Genomic DNA, 14,297 nt, shown 5'->3' with positions numbered 1-14,297 from the left:
GAACCTCCCGGCATCGGGTACGACGGACAGGAAGCCCAGGACCGGAGCAGGAGCCCCAGGAGGCGTCCATGTCCGCACCCGCCCAGCGCCCGCCCAAGGTCACCGAACGCGAGGCCCGGCAGACCGCCGAGGCCGCGCGCGAGCAGGACTGGCACAAGCCGAGCTTCGCCAAGGAGCTCTTCCTCGGCCGGTTCCGGCTCGACCTCATCCACCCGCACCCGCTGCCCGCCCCCGAGGACGTGCGGCGCGGCGAGGCCTTCCTCGCGACGCTCCGCACCTTCTGCGAGACCCGGATCGACGGCCCGCGCATCGAACGCGAGGACCGCATCCCCGACGAGACCGTCGCCGGTCTCAAGGAGATCGGCGCGCTCGGGATGAAGATCGACCCGGCGTACGGCGGCCTCGGCCTCACCCAGCTGTACTACAACCGGGCCCTCGCCCTGGTCGGCTCCGTCAGCCCGGCCGTCGGCGCGCTGCTCTCCGCGCATCAGTCGATCGGCGTACCGCAGCCGCTGAAACTGTTCGGCACGCGGGAGCAGAAGGAGACGTTCCTGCCCCGCCTGGCCCGTACGGACCTCTCCGCCTTCCTCCTCACCGAGCCCGACGTCGGCTCCGACCCGGCGCGGCTCGCCACCACCGCCGTGCCCGAGGGCGACGACTACGTCCTCGACGGCGTGAAGCTCTGGACGACCAACGGCGTCGTCGCCGACCTCCTCGTCGTCATGGCCCGGGTCCCCGCGTCCGAGGGCCACCGCGGCGGCATCACCGCCTTCGTCGTCGAGGCCGACGCCCCCGGCGTCACCGTCGAGCACCGCAACTCCTTCATGGGCCTGCGCGGCCTGGAGAACGGCGTCACCCGCCTCCACCGGGTCCGGGTCCCCGCCGCGCACCGCATCGGCCCCGAGGGCAGCGGGCTCAGGATCGCCCTCACCACCCTCAACACCGGCCGCCTCTCCCTCCCGGCGGCGTGCGCGGGCGCCGGGAAGTGGTGCCTGAACGTCGCCAGGGAGTGGTCGGGGGCCCGTGAGCAGTGGGGCAGGCCGGTCGGCCGCCACGAGGCCGTCGGCACGAAGATCTCGTTCATCGCGGCGACCACCTTCGCCCTGGAGGCCGTCGTCGAACTCACCTCCCAGATGGCCGACGAGGACCGGCACGACATCCGCATCGAGGCCGCGCTCGCCAAGCTGTACGGCTCCGAGAAGGCGTGGCTGATCGCCGACGAACTCGTCCAGATCCGCGGCGGGCGCGGGTACGAGACCGCCGACTCGCTCGCGGCGCGCGGCGAGCGGGCGATCCCCGCCGAGCAGATGCTGCGCGACCTGCGGATCAACCGGATCTTCGAGGGCTCGACGGAGATCATGCACCTCCTCGTCGCCCGCGAGGCCGTCGACGCCCACCTCTCCGTCGCGGGCGACCTCATCGACCCCGACACCAGCCTCGCCGACAAGGCGAGGGCCGGGGCCCGGGCCGGCGGCTTCTACGCCCGCTGGCTGCCGGGGCTCGTCGCCGGTCCCGGACAGCTCCCGGGGGCGTACGGGGAGTTCGGCGCCCTCGCGACCCACCTCCGGTACGTCGAGCGCACCTCCCGGAAGCTCGCCCGCTCGACCTTCTACGCGATGTCCCGGTGGCAGGGGCGGATGGAGCTCAAGCAGGCGTTCCTCGGACGGATCGTCGACATCGGGGCGGAGCTGTTCGCGATGAGCGCGGCCTGCGTACGGGCGGAGATGCTCCGGACGACGACGGAGCACGGTCCGGAGGCGAGCCGGCTGGCGGACGCCTTCTGCCGCCAGGCGCGGCTGCGGGTGGAGGAGCTGTTCGGCCGCCTCTGGTCGAACACGGACGACGTGGACCGCCGGGTCGCGGACGGCGTCCTGACCGACCGCTACACCTGGCTGGAGGCCGGCGTGGTGGTCCCACCGGCCGACGCTCCCTGGATCGCCCCCACGCCCCCGGGCCCGTCACCCCACGAGAACCGGCGCCGCCCCCTCCGCTGACCCCGCCCCGCCCCGCCCCGCCTTGCCGGGCCCAGGCATCCGGGCCCGGACCCCGGACCCCGGACCCCGGGTGCGGCGCCGCGGGATCGTGCCGTCCACGTGACGGACCTCCCCGCGCCGGTGCGCCCCCGCACGGCAGGATGGGTCCGTGACCGTCATCGACATCCCCGGATCCAAGTCCGTCACCGCCCGCGCGCTGTTCCTCGCCGCCGCCGCCGAGGGCACCACCACCCTCCTGCGGCCGCTCGCCTCCGACGACACGGAGGGGTTCGCCGAGGGGCTCGGCGCGCTCGGGTACGTGGTGCGGCGGGAGGCCGACGCCTGGCACATCGACGGGCGCCCGGCCGGGCCCGGCGCGGAGACCGCCGAGGTGTACTGCCGGGACGGCGCCACCACGGCCCGGTTCCTGCCGACGCTCGTCGCCGCCGGCCACGGCACGTACCGCTTCGACGCCTCCGCCCAGATGCGGGCCCGTCCGCTCGGCCCCCTGACGACGGGTCTGCGCGCGCTCGGTGTGGATCTGCGGCACCTGGCGAACGAGGGCCACCACCCGTTGGCCGTGCACGCCGCCGGCGTGAAGGGCGGCGCGCTGACGCTCGACGCGGGCCAGTCGTCCCAGTACCTGACCGCGCTCCTCATGCTCGGCCCGCTGACCGCCGAGGGCCTGGACATCACGGTCACGGACCTGGTCTCGGAGCCGTACGTCGAGATCACCCTCGCGATGATGAGGGCGTTCGGCGCGGAGGTCGTCCAGGAGGGCCGTACGTACAAGGTGGCCCCCACCGGCTACCGCGCCCGTACCTACGGCATCGAGCCCGACGCCTCCACCGCCAGCTACTTCTTCGCCGCCGCGGCTCTCGAACCGGGCCGCTCGGTCACCGTCCCCGGCCTCGGCCGCGGCGCGCTCCAGGGCGACCTGGCGTTCGTGGACGTGCTGCGCCGGATGGGCGCGGACGTCGAGGTCGGCGACGCGGCGACGACGGTCCGTTCCACCGGCACCCTGCGCGGACTGACCGTCAACATGCGGGACATCTCGGACACCATGCCGACCCTCGCCGCGATCGCGCCCTTCGCCGACGGCCCGGTCCGCATCGAGGACGTCGGCAACACCCGGGTCAAGGAGTGCGACCGGCTCGACGCCTGCGCCGAGAACCTGCGACGCCTCGGCATCACCGTGCGCACCGGCCCGGACTGGATCGAGATCCACCCGGGCACGCCCGCCGGCCCCGTCGAGATCGCCACGCACGGGGACCACCGGATCGTCATGTCCTTCGCGGTCACGGCGCTGCGGACGCCCGGGATCACCTTCGACGACCCGGGGTGCGTGAAGAAGACGTTCCCGGACTTCCACGAGGTTTTCCACAGGTACACCCGGACCGCGTGAAAGACGCACAGTCTTTGGGGCAAGAATGGGGGGCATGAGCGACCGCCCCTCTCCTCTCGCCGATCCGCACATCGCCTTCGACGTGTCCGAAGGACGCCGGGACATCGTCGTCCTCGGTTCGACCGGATCCATCGGCACCCAGGCCATCGACCTGGTCCTGCGCAACCCCGACCGCTTCCGGGTCACCGCCCTGGCCGCCTCCGGCGGCCGGATCGGGCTGCTCGCCGAGCAGGCGCACCGGCTGAGGGTCCGGCAGGTCGCGGTCGCCCGCGAGGAGGCGGTCGAGGAGCTGCGCACGGCCCTGAAGGCGCTGTACGGCTCCGAGCCCCTGCCCGAGCTCCTCGCGGGCCCGGACGCGGCCACCCAGCTGGCCGCGTCCCCGTGCCACACGGTACTCAACGGCATCACCGGCTCCATCGGCCTCGCGCCGACCCTCGCCGCCCTCGAAGCGGGCCGCACGCTCGCGCTGGCCAACAAGGAGTCGCTGATCGTCGGCGGCCCGCTGGTGAAGGCGCTCGCCAAGCCCGGCCAGATCATCCCGGTCGACTCCGAGCACGCGGCGCTCTTCCAGGCGCTCGCCGCCGGCACCCGCGCCGACGTCCGCAAGCTGGTCGTCACCGCCTCGGGCGGCCCGTTCCGCGGCCGTACGCGCGCGGAGCTGGCCCATGTGACGCGGGAGGACGCGCTCGCCCACCCGACCTGGGCCATGGGCCCGGTCATCACGGTCAACAGCGCGACGCTCGTGAACAAGGGCCTGGAGGTCATCGAGGCCCACCTGCTCTACGACATCCCCTTCGACCGCATCGAGGTCGTCGTCCACCCCCAGTCGTACGTGCACTCGATGGTCGAGTTCACGGACGGCTCCACGCTCGCCCAGGCCACCCCGCCGGACATGCGCGGCCCGATCGCCATCGGCATCGGCTGGCCCGAGCGCGTCCCGGACGCGGCCCCCGCCTTCGACTGGACCAAGGCCTCCACCTGGGAGTTCTTCCCGCTCGACACGGAGGCCTTCCCGTCGGTCGGACTCGCCCGCCACGTGGGCGAACTGGGCGGCACGGCCCCCGCCGTCTTCAACGCGGCGAACGAGGAGTGCGTCGAGGCGTTCCTCGCCGGACGGCTGCCGTTCAACGGAATCATGGATACGGTCACAGCCGTCGTCACCGAGCACGGACAGCCCACCACGGGAACCCCGCTCACGGTGTCGGACGTCCTCGAAGCGGAGACCTGGGCGCGCGCCCGGGCCCGTGAGCTCGCAGCGAAGGCAACAGCGGAGGCCCGCGCATGACCGAAGTACTCCTGTACGTCCTGGGCATCGTGCTGTTCGCCCTGGGCCTCCTCGTCTCGATCGCCTGGCACGAGCTCGGTCACCTCTCCACGGCCAAGCTCTTCGGCATCCGCGTCCCGCAGTACATGGTCGGCTTCGGCCCGACGATCTGGTCGAAGAAGCGCGGCGAGACCGAGTACGGCATCAAGGCCATCCCGGCCGGCGGCTACATCCGGATGATCGGCATGTTCCCCCCCGGGGACGACGGCAGGATCGAGGCCCGCTCGACCTCGCCGTGGCGCTCGATGATCGAGGACGCCCGCGAGGCGTCGTACGAGGAGCTGCAGCCCGGCGACGAGACCCGGCTCTTCTACACGCGCAAGCCGTGGAAGCGCGTCATCGTGATGTTCGCCGGACCGTTCATGAACCTGGTCCTGGCGGCCGCGCTGTTCTTCGGCTCGATGATGACCCTCGGCGTCGAAGGCCAGACGACCAAGGTCGCCGGCGTCCAGAAGTGCGTGATCGAGCAGAGCAGCAAGCGCGAGAAGTGCCAGGCGGGCGACCCCGTCTCCCCGGCGTTCAAGGCGGGGCTGAAGGAGGGCGACAGGATCGTCGCCTTCAACGGCACTCCGGTGGCCGACTGGGACACGCTCTCGGACCGCATCCGCGACACCATCGGCGCGGCGACGATCACCGTCGAGCGCGACGGCCGGAGCGTCGACCTGCACCCCGTGCTCGTCACCAACAAGGTCCCGAAGAAGGACGAGGACGGCCAGGTCGTCCAGCCCGTGACGTACGTCGACGCGGGCTACCTCGGCTTCGCCTCGAAGACCGAGGTCGCGCCGCTCAGCTTCGGCGAGACGACCGAGCGGATGACCGACCTCCTGGAGAACGGCGTCCACTCCGTGATCGCCCTCCCCGGCAAGATCCCCGGACTGTGGGACGCCACCTTCGGGGACGGCGAGCGCGCCCAGGACTCCCCGGTCGGCGTCGTCGGCGCCGCCCGGATCACCGGCGAGCTCATGACGATCGAGGCGCCGCCGACGACGATCCTCGTGATGTTCATGAACCTGCTGGTGTTCTTCAACGTCTCGCTGTTCCTGTTCAACATGCTCCCGCTGCTGCCGCTCGACGGCGGCCACATCGCGGGCGCCCTCTGGGAGTCCGTGCGCCGCAACACGGCCCGGCTCTTCAAGCGCCCCGACCCCGGCCCGTTCGACGTGGCCAAGCTGATGCCCGCCGCCTACGTGGTGGCCGGTGTCTTCGTCTGCTTCACCCTGCTCGTGCTCGCCGCCGACATCGTCAATCCGGTGAAGATCACGTAGCTCCCAGGGGGGACGGATGCCTGCGTGTCCGGCCCCCCACCCCCGGGGCGGTAACCTCGGAGACCTGAGCCCGCCGACGCACAACCTTGAGGTTGCACTTCAGATGACCGCGATTTCTCTCGGTATCCCGACCGTTCCGACCCGGCTCGCCGAGCGGCGCAAGAGCCGCCAGATCCAGGTCGGCAGCGTGGCCGTCGGCGGTGACGCACCGGTCTCCGTCCAGTCGATGACGACGACCCGCACCTCCGACATCGGCGCCACGCTCCAGCAGATCGCCGAGCTGACCGCCTCCGGCTGCCAGATCGTGCGCGTCGCCTGCCCGACCCAGGACGACGCCGACGCCCTCGCGGTCATCGCGAAGAAGTCGCAGATCCCGGTCATCGCCGACATCCACTTCCAGCCGAAGTACGTCTTCGCCGCGATCGACGCCGGCTGCGCGGCCGTCCGCGTCAACCCCGGCAACATCAAGCAGTTCGACGACAAGGTCAAGGAGATCGCCAAGGCGGCCTCCGACGCCGGCACCCCGATCCGCATCGGCGTCAACGCCGGTTCGCTCGACGCGCGGCTCCTCAAGAAGTACGGCAAGGCCACCCCCGAGGCGCTCGTCGAGTCCGCCCTCTGGGAGGCCGGCCTCTTCGAGGAGCACGGCTTCCGCGACATCAAGATCTCGGTCAAGCACAACGACCCGGTCGTCATGGTCGAGGCCTACCGCCAGCTCGCCGCCCAGTGCGACTACCCGCTCCACCTCGGCGTCACCGAGGCGGGCCCGGCCTTCCAGGGCACCATCAAGTCGGCCGTCGCCTTCGGCGCCCTCCTCGCCCAGGGCATCGGCGACACGATCCGCGTCTCGCTCTCCGCGCCCCCGGCCGAGGAGATCAAGGTCGGCATCCAGATCCTGGAGTCGCTCAACCTCCGCCAGCGCCGCCTGGAGATCGTCTCCTGCCCGTCCTGCGGCCGCGCCCAGGTCGACGTCTACAAGCTCGCCGAGGAGGTCACCGCCGGCCTCGACGGCATGACCGTCCCGCTGCGCGTCGCCGTCATGGGCTGTGTCGTCAACGGCCCCGGCGAGGCCCGCGAGGCCGACCTCGGCGTCGCCTCCGGCAACGGCAAGGGCCAGATCTTCGTCAAGGGCGAGGTCATCAAGACCGTCCCCGAGTCGAAGATCGTCGAGACCCTCATCGAAGAGGCGCTCAAGATCGCCGAGCAGATGGAGAAGGACGGCGTCGCCAGCGGCGAGCCGTCGGTCGCCATCGGCGTCTGAGCCCCGCCCACCGCGTCGTGAAGCCCCTCCGCCCCACCGGGCGGAGGGGCTTCCTCCATGGGCACTCACCCGCAGGCCCTGTGCGCCCTGCTCTGGCGCCCCGGAGCCGAACCGAGCCCTCAAATGAGGGTGGGGGTACAGTGCGGAGACCAGCAGAGCCGCACGGTGAGGCCCCCTCGTGTTGACACAGACGACCACCCGGGTCCTCGAACCCGCCGATCTCGGCGCCGCACTCGCCGTCCTGGAGAGCGCCCCCGTCGAGAACGCCTTCGTGACCGCCCGCGTCCAGATCGCCGGGCTCGACCCCTGGCGCCTCGGCGGCGAGATGTGGGGCTGGTACGACCAGGGACGGCTCCGCTCGCTCTGCTACTCCGGCGCCAACCTCGTCCCCATCTGCGCCACCCCCGAGGCCGTCCGCGCCTTCGCCGACCGCGCCCGCAGGATCGGCCGCCGCTGCTCCTCGATCGTCGGCCCCGCCGAACCCACCGCCCTGCTCTGGCGGCTCCTCGAACCCAGCTGGGGCCCCGCGCGCGACGTCCGCGCCCGCCAGCCCCTCATGATCGCCGAGGAGCCCTCCACCGCGGTCGCACCCGACCCGCTGGTCCGCCGCGTCCGCAAGAACGAGATGGACGCGATCATGCCCGCCTGCGTGGCCATGTTCACCGAGGAGGTCGGGATCTCGCCGCTGGCCAACGACGGCGGACTCCTCTACCAGGCCCGCGTCGCCGAGCTCGTCGGCGCCGGCCGCTCCTTCGCCCGCTTCGAGGACGGCAAGGTCGTCTTCAAGGCCGAGATCGGCGCCGCGACCCGCCAGGCCTGCCAGATCCAGGGCGTCTGGGTCGCCCCCGAGCACCGCGGCAAGGGCCTCTCCGAGACCGGCATGGCCGCCGTCCTCCAGTACGCCCTCGCCGACGTCGCCCCCGTCGTCAGCCTGTACGTCAACGACTACAACACCCCCGCCCGCGCCGCGTACCGCCGCGTCGGCTTCCGCGAGACCGGCGCCTTCATGAGCGTGCTGTTCTGAGGCGGAGCGTGCTGTCCTGACACCCCCGCCGCTTGTAGGGTGCGCCGCATGGATGACGCAGAGTCCGCGGGGACCGTGATCGGACCGGTCAATCTCGCCGCCCGGGTGGACGAGGCCCTCGCCGTGCAGGCGGTCGCCTTCGGTCTCGACCGCGACGAGGTCGCCGTACGCCGCCACATCGTGCTGCGCCACCTCATGAGCCCCGGCGCCCGCGCCTACGGGGCCACCACGCCCGACGGCCGGCTCGTCGGCTTCGTGTACGGGATGCCCAACGACCGCACCCACTGGTGGTCGACCGTCGTCGAGCCGTACCTGCGCGCCACCGGAACCGCCGACTGGCTCACCGACTCCTTCGTCATCACCGAGCTCCACGTCCACCCCGACTTCCAGGGCCGGGGCGTGGGCCGCGGGCTGATCACCACGATCACCGACGGCGCCGCCGAACCGCGCTCGATCCTCTCCGCGATCGACACCGAGTCCCCGGCCCGAGGCCTCTACCGCGCCCTCGGGTACGAGGACCTCGCCCGCCAGGTCCACTTCCCGAGCGCGGCCCGCCCGTACGCGGTGATGGGCGCGCCCCTGCCGCTCAAGCGCCGGAACTGATTTCTCCTGCCAGGGATGGCCCGGCTAACCTCGGCGCTACCACCCATACGGCAGGAGTACGAGAACCATGGCCAACGCACCGGTCCAGCGCATGTCGAAGTTGATGGCGAAGACGCTGCGCGACGACCCGGCGGACGCCGAGGTCCTCAGCCACAAGCTCCTCGTCCGCGCGGGCTACGTCCGCCGCACCGCCGCCGGCATCTGGAGCTGGCTGCCCCTCGGCCTGAAGGTCCTCGCCAACGTCGAGCGCGTCGTCCGCGAGGAGATGGACGCCATCGGCGCGCAGGAGGTCCTGCTCCCCGCCCTGCTGCCCCGCGAGCCCTACGAGGCGACCGGCCGCTGGGAGGAGTACGGCGCCGAGCTCTTCCGCCTCCAGGACCGCAAGGGTGCCGACTACCTCCTCGGCCCCACCCACGAGGAGATCTTCACCCTCCTGGTCAAGGACCAGTGCTCGTCCTACAAGGACCTGCCGGTGATCCTCTACCAGATCCAGAACAAGTACCGCGACGAGGCCCGTCCGCGCGCCGGCGTCCTGCGCGGCCGCGAGTTCCTCATGAAGGACTCCTACTCCTTCGACACGGAGGACGAGGGCCTCGCCGAGTCGTACGGGCTGCACCGCCAGGCGTACCAGCGGATCTTCGAGCGCCTCGGCCTCGACTACCGGATCGTCGCCGCCACCGCCGGCGCCATGGGCGGCTCGAAGTCCGAGGAGTTCCTCGCCCCGGCCGGTGCCGGCGAGGACACCTTCGCCGACTGCCCGAACTGCGACTTCGCCGCGAACACCGAGGCCGTCTACCAGGCCGTGAAGGCCGTCGACGCCGCCGGTGTCCCCGCCGCCGAGGAGATCCCGACCCCCGACACCCCCACCATCGAGACGCTCGCCGCCTCGCTGGGCGTGCCGGCCTCCGCCACCCTCAAGAACCTCCTGGTGAAGGTCGACGGCGAGATCGTCGCCATCGGCGTCCCCGGCGACCGCGAGGTCGACATGGGCAAGGTCGAGGAGCACTTCGGCGCCACGGCCACGGTCGAGCTGGTGACCGAGGAGGACTTCGCGCAGCGCGCCGACCTCGTCCGCGGCTACGTCGGTCCGCAGGGCCTGGAGAAGGTCACCTACCTCGCCGACCCGCGCGTGGCCCCCGGCACCGCGTGGATCACGGGCGCCAACAAGGAGGGCATGCACGCGAAGAACGTCGTCGCGGGCCGTGACTTCGAGGTCTCCGAGTACGTCGACGTCGTCGTGGTCGAGGAGGGCGACCCGTGCCCCAAGTGCGGCACCGGCCTCAAGCTGGACCGCGCGATCGAGATCGGCCACATCTTCCAGCTGGGCCGCAAGTACGCCGACGCCCTCAAGCTCGACGTCCTCGGCCAGAACGGCAAGCCGGTCCGCGTGACCATGGGCTCGTACGGCATCGGGGTCACCCGCGCCGTGGCCGCGCTCGCCGAGCAGACCGCCGACGAGAAGGGCCTGTGCTGGGCCTCTGAGGTCGCCCCGGCCGACGTCCACGTCGTCGCCGCCGGCAAGGCCCTCCAGACCGAGCTGGCCCTCGAGGTCTCCGACAAGCTGGCCGCCGCCGGCCTCCGCGTCCTGGTCGACGACCGCGCGGGCGTCTCCCCGGGCGTCAAGTTCACCGACGCGGAGCTCATCGGCGTCCCGAAGATCCTCGTCGCCGGCCGCCGCGCCGCCGAGGGCGTCGTGGAGCTGAAGGACCGCCGCACGGGCGAGCGCGAGGAGCTCACCGTCGACGAGGCCCTGGCCCGCCTGAGCGCCTGACGACCTGGGAGAAGCGCCCCGCGGCCTCCGGGAGGAGACCGCGGGGCGCTTCTGTCGTACCCCTGCGGGCGTCAGGCCGCCTCGTCCCGCGGCACCGGCTCCGCCGACGCCCCCGTCAGGTCCTCGATCTCCTCGTCGGCGCCCACGTGCCCGTGCCCGTGCGTGAACGGGCCGGCCAGCGGCGGTACGGGCTCGGGCCCGCCGTGCGGCCACGGACGCTCCGGGCCGCTCCCCGGCGTCGCCCGCTCCAGGAACCGCAGCAGCTCCACCGGGATCGGCAGGACCAGCGTCGAGTTCTTCTCCGCCGACACCGCCATCACCGTCTGCAGCAGGCGCAGTTGGAGAGCCGCCGGCTCCGCGGACATCACGCCCGCCGCCTCCGCCAGCTTCCTCGACGCCTGGAGCTCCGCGTCCGCGTTGATCACCCGGGCCCGCCGCTCCCGGTCCGCCTCCGCCTGCCGGGCCATGGAGCGCTTCATCGTCTCCGGCAGGGACACGTCCTTGATCTCGACCCGGTCGATCGCGACGCCCCAGCCCATCGCGGGGCTGTCGAGCATCAGCTCCAGCCCCTGGTTGAGCTTCTCCCGGTTGGAGAGCAGGTCGTCGAGGTCGCTCTTGCCGATGATCGACCGCAGCGAGGTCTGCGCCATCTGCGAGACGGCGAACTTGTAGTCCTCCACCCGCACCAGCGCGTCCGCCGGGTCGACCACCTTGAAGTACACGACCGCGTCCACGCGGACGGTCACGTTGTCCCGGGTGATTCCCTCCTGCGCGGGGACGGGCAGGGTGACGATCTGCATGTTCACCTTGTGCAGCCGGTCCACCACCGGAACGATCATCGTGAACCCGGGCCCGCGCACCTCGCTGCGCAGCCTGCCGAAGCGGAAGACGACCCCGCGCTCGTACTGCTTCACCACCCGCGCCGCCGCACCCGCGTACACCGCGGTCGCCGCGGCCGCGCCGGCCACCGCCATGAGCAGCTCTTCGATCATCACGGCCCCCTCAGGCAAGCGGAAACAAGGGATGAACCGTACGAAAAGGGTATTCCCCTACAGCCAGCTCGCGAACTCCAGAAGCAGCTCCGCGTCCTGCCGCCGCCCCGCCGTGAGCGCCCGCGTCCCCGACTCGACCGCGCGGAACAGGGTCCAGCCCCGCAGCCGCTCCCGGTCCACGTCGAGCGAGTCCGCCAGCTTGTTGACCCGCCGACGCGCCGTCGCGGCGCCCGCCGACGCGCCCACCAGGTCCTCGACCCGGTCCCGTACCAGCCGCGCCAGGTCGTAGGCCCGCTCGCCGACCAGCGGATCGGGGCCGACCGCGAGCCACGGCGACCGGTCTCCGGCGAGCACCTTGCCCTGCCGGAAGCAGCCGTGCAGCAGCAGCGACTCGGCCGGCGCGGCGAGCAGCTCCTCGCGGGCGGCGAGCGCCGAGTCCGTCACCTCGGCGGTCGCCGGGTCCGTCCGGTACGGCTCCATCGCCTCCGCCTGCCGGCCCGTCCGCTCGGCCACCGACTCGAAGCCGTGCCCGGCCGCCGGCTCGACCCACAGCTTCCGTACGGCCCCGGCGGCCTCCAGGAGCGCCTTGGCCTCCGGCAGCGACCGCAGCGAGACCTCGGGGTGCAGCCGCTCCAGGACGAGCCCGCCCTCCGCCGTCTCGTCGAGCAGCCGCACCGCGCCCCAGCCGTTCCAGTGCGCGAGCGCGTCCCGCTCCAGGTCCGGGCGGGTGAACGGCGGCGCGATCTTGAGCGCGGCGGGGGAGTCGTCCGCGCGCCGGACGAGCAGCACGAGACTGCTCCGCCCGCCGGGCGCCATCACCCGTTCGGCGGCCAGCGAGGCGTGGTCCGCCACGGCCCGCGCGTGCTCCGGAAGCGGCCCGAGCCACTCGGTCGCCGCGCTCTCCCCGTACGTCTCGCCGAGTGCCCGTACGAGTCGCTGCGGCGGTTCGAAAGCCATGCGTGCGTTGTCCTTCTGCCGTTCGGTCGACCTGGTCGGGGCCGGGGACTCACACCCGCTCGGCGAGCCCAGGAAAGGTTACGTGGCTGCCGCGCCAGCGGACGGCTCGCACGGCCGCCTCCCGCAGCGCGGCGGCCGCCTCGCTCCGCAGCGGGCCCCGGCCGGCCCGTACGAGATCGGAGTAGACCCCCGCCACCCGGTCCTCCAGGACGGCCGCGAGCCGCACCGCGCCCGCCGTGTCGGCCACCGCGAACGGCAGCGCGTAGGCCGCCTCCGCCGCCACCGGCGTGCCGCCGAGGTCGCGCACGGTCCTGCGCAGCGCGTCCCGGCGCGCCCGGTGGGCCTCGTACGCGGCGGTTGCCTCGGCGCGGCGGGCGGCGCCGATCCGGCCGCCGACGACCCCGTACCCGTACACCGCCGCGTGTTCGGCGGCCAGCGCCGCCTGGGCCGCGTCGAGGGCGCTCATGCCGGTGCTCCTTCGGTCAGCAGGTACGCGTGCGCGGCGCCCGCCGCCGCCACGGAGGCGAGCAGCCGCGCGTACTCGGACGGGGCCGTGACCAGCGCCTTCGTGTACTGGTCCGAGGTCGCCCGCTCGGCGGCGGCGAGCTCCGTGAGGGCGGCCCGGGGATCGGCCGGCACGCGCGCGCGTGCGGAGGGCGCGGCCGGGGTGGCGGGGGAGCCGGAGGGAGCGGTCGCCGCCGCGGGGGAGCCGGAGGCAGTGGCCGAGGGCGCCGTCGTCCCGCCCTCCCCGAGCGCTGTCGCGTGCGCCGCCACGGACCGCCGCAGCGGCGTCAGCCGGCGCGCGAGCGCGGGATGCGCGGCGAGGGCCGCGTCGTAACGTTCCAGCAGGTCCCGCGAGGCCGTCACCGAACGGAGCCGCAGCGCCGCCTCGGCGCGCGCCACCCGTTCGGCCTCCAGTTCGGCGGCGCTCGGCTTCCGCGTGCCCCCGCCGCCCCCGCCGGACGCGGTGCAGCCCGCCAGGGCCGTCGTTCCCGCCACCGCTCCCGCCAGCGCGCCCGCCCTGAGGAGTGCGCGCCTGCCCGTCGTCGTCACGCTCTCTCACTCCGTCCGTCGTACGTCGTCGAAGATCGTCGAGATCACCGCAGGCGAGCGTACCCGCGGCCCCCGGGCCCGTGGACGGCAACACCCTCCGGGACCGGATACCCTTTGATCTGACACGCGACGAACCCACAACAGCACACGCGGCCGAGGAGTCACCCGGATGAGCACCACCCAGAGCGACAGGCTGCGCGGACTCATTGAGCCGCTCGTCACCGCGAAGGACCTGGATCTGGAAGAGATCGAGGTGTCCCGGGCCGGCCGCCGCGGACTGCTGCGCGTCGTCGTCGATTCGGAGGAGGGCGTCGAGCTCGACGCCTGCGCCGAGCTGAGCCGCGAGATCTCCGAGAAGCTCGACGAGACCGATGTGATGGGCGAGGGCGAGTACGTCCTCGAAGTCAGCTCTCCCGGCGCCGACCGCCCCCTGACCGAGCACCGCCACTACGTGCGTGCCACCGGCCGACTGGCCAAGCTGACGCTCGCCGAGGGCGGCGACCTGGTCGCGCGCATCCTCGCCGTGGACGAGGACGGCATGGACATGGAGGTCCCGGGTGTGAAGGGGCGCAAGCCCACCGCCCGCCGGGTCGAGTTCGCCGAGATCGTCAAGGCGCGTGTCGAGATCGAGTTCAACCGCAAGGACAAGAAGGAAGAGGAGGCGTAGCC

General features: G+C 72.7%; 13 protein-coding genes. 9 read left to right on the top strand and 4 right to left on the bottom strand.

Annotated features, from left to right (window positions below):
- Nucleotides 1-68 precede the first annotated feature (68 nt).
- From AB0G79_RS19215 to AB0G79_RS19180, 8 genes are all read left to right on the top strand, one after another.
- Nucleotides 69-1,994, top strand: coding sequence for an acyl-CoA dehydrogenase family protein (locus AB0G79_RS19215; RefSeq protein WP_360807887.1), 1,926 nt, complete (start codon nucleotides 69-71; stop codon nucleotides 1,992-1,994).
- 148 nt (nucleotides 1,995-2,142) lie between these two features.
- Entirely contained in the window at nucleotides 2,143-3,378 is a 1,236-nt protein-coding gene (gene aroA / locus AB0G79_RS19210; RefSeq protein ID WP_360807885.1) for a 3-phosphoshikimate 1-carboxyvinyltransferase, read from the top strand.
- A gap of 34 nt (nucleotides 3,379-3,412) precedes the next feature.
- Nucleotides 3,413-4,663, top strand: coding sequence for a 1-deoxy-D-xylulose-5-phosphate reductoisomerase (gene dxr, locus AB0G79_RS19205; protein WP_360807883.1), 1,251 nt, complete (start codon nucleotides 3,413-3,415; stop codon nucleotides 4,661-4,663).
- Nucleotides 4,660-5,967, top strand: coding sequence for a site-2 protease family protein (locus tag AB0G79_RS19200; RefSeq protein WP_360807882.1), 1,308 nt, complete (start codon nucleotides 4,660-4,662; stop codon nucleotides 5,965-5,967). Before dxr ends, AB0G79_RS19200 begins: the two co-directional genes overlap by 4 nt.
- 103 nt (nucleotides 5,968-6,070) lie before the next feature.
- Nucleotides 6,071-7,228: a flavodoxin-dependent (E)-4-hydroxy-3-methylbut-2-enyl-diphosphate synthase gene (gene ispG, locus AB0G79_RS19195; protein ID WP_360807880.1), complete on the top strand. Its 1,158-nt coding sequence runs from the start codon at nucleotides 6,071-6,073 to the stop codon at nucleotides 7,226-7,228.
- Nucleotides 7,229-7,406: 178 nt separating this feature from the next.
- The gene (locus AB0G79_RS19190; RefSeq protein WP_360807878.1) at nucleotides 7,407-8,252 is read left to right on the top strand and encodes a GNAT family N-acetyltransferase; all 846 of its coding nucleotides are present in this window, start codon (nucleotides 7,407-7,409) and stop codon (nucleotides 8,250-8,252) included.
- A 48-nt stretch (nucleotides 8,253-8,300) separates the two neighbouring features.
- Entirely contained in the window at nucleotides 8,301-8,855 is a 555-nt protein-coding gene (locus AB0G79_RS19185; protein ID WP_360807876.1) for a GNAT family N-acetyltransferase, read from the top strand.
- A 67-nt stretch (nucleotides 8,856-8,922) separates the two neighbouring features.
- Nucleotides 8,923-10,626, top strand: coding sequence for a proline--tRNA ligase (locus tag AB0G79_RS19180; protein WP_360807874.1), 1,704 nt, complete (start codon nucleotides 8,923-8,925; stop codon nucleotides 10,624-10,626).
- Nucleotides 10,627-10,697: 71 nt separating this feature from the next.
- On the opposite strand, the gene AB0G79_RS19175 is transcribed toward AB0G79_RS19180, so the two are convergent.
- The 4 genes from AB0G79_RS19175 to AB0G79_RS19160 are packed head-to-tail and all read right to left on the bottom strand — an operon-like array spanning nucleotide 10,698 to nucleotide 13,628.
- Entirely contained in the window at nucleotides 10,698-11,618 is a 921-nt protein-coding gene (locus tag AB0G79_RS19175; RefSeq protein ID WP_360807872.1) for an SPFH domain-containing protein, read from the bottom strand.
- A 57-nt stretch (nucleotides 11,619-11,675) separates the two neighbouring features.
- Entirely contained in the window at nucleotides 11,676-12,575 is a 900-nt protein-coding gene (locus AB0G79_RS19170; RefSeq protein WP_360807870.1) for an aminoglycoside phosphotransferase family protein, read from the bottom strand.
- 49 nt (nucleotides 12,576-12,624) lie between these two features.
- Nucleotides 12,625-13,041, bottom strand: coding sequence for a ferritin-like domain-containing protein (locus AB0G79_RS19165; RefSeq protein ID WP_360807868.1), 417 nt, complete (start codon nucleotides 13,039-13,041; stop codon nucleotides 12,625-12,627).
- Nucleotides 13,038-13,628: a hypothetical protein gene (locus AB0G79_RS19160; protein WP_360807866.1), complete on the bottom strand. Its 591-nt coding sequence runs from the start codon at nucleotides 13,626-13,628 to the stop codon at nucleotides 13,038-13,040. Before AB0G79_RS19160 ends, AB0G79_RS19165 begins: the two co-directional genes overlap by 4 nt.
- Before the next feature lie 169 nt (nucleotides 13,629-13,797).
- On the opposite strand from AB0G79_RS19160, the gene rimP reads away from it, so the two are divergent.
- Nucleotides 13,798-14,295 (top strand): ribosome maturation factor RimP, encoded by a 498-nt coding sequence (gene rimP / locus AB0G79_RS19155; protein ID WP_360807864.1) that lies wholly within the window; start codon nucleotides 13,798-13,800, stop codon nucleotides 14,293-14,295.
- Nucleotides 14,296-14,297 lie beyond the last annotated feature (2 nt).

Source organism: Streptomyces sp. NPDC020807 (genome assembly GCF_040641575.1).
Taxonomy (GTDB): Bacteria; Actinomycetota; Actinomycetes; order Streptomycetales; family Streptomycetaceae; genus Streptomyces.
The sequence above is the reverse complement of the archived record's forward strand: the minus strand, read 5'-3'. Positions and strand labels throughout refer to the sequence as shown.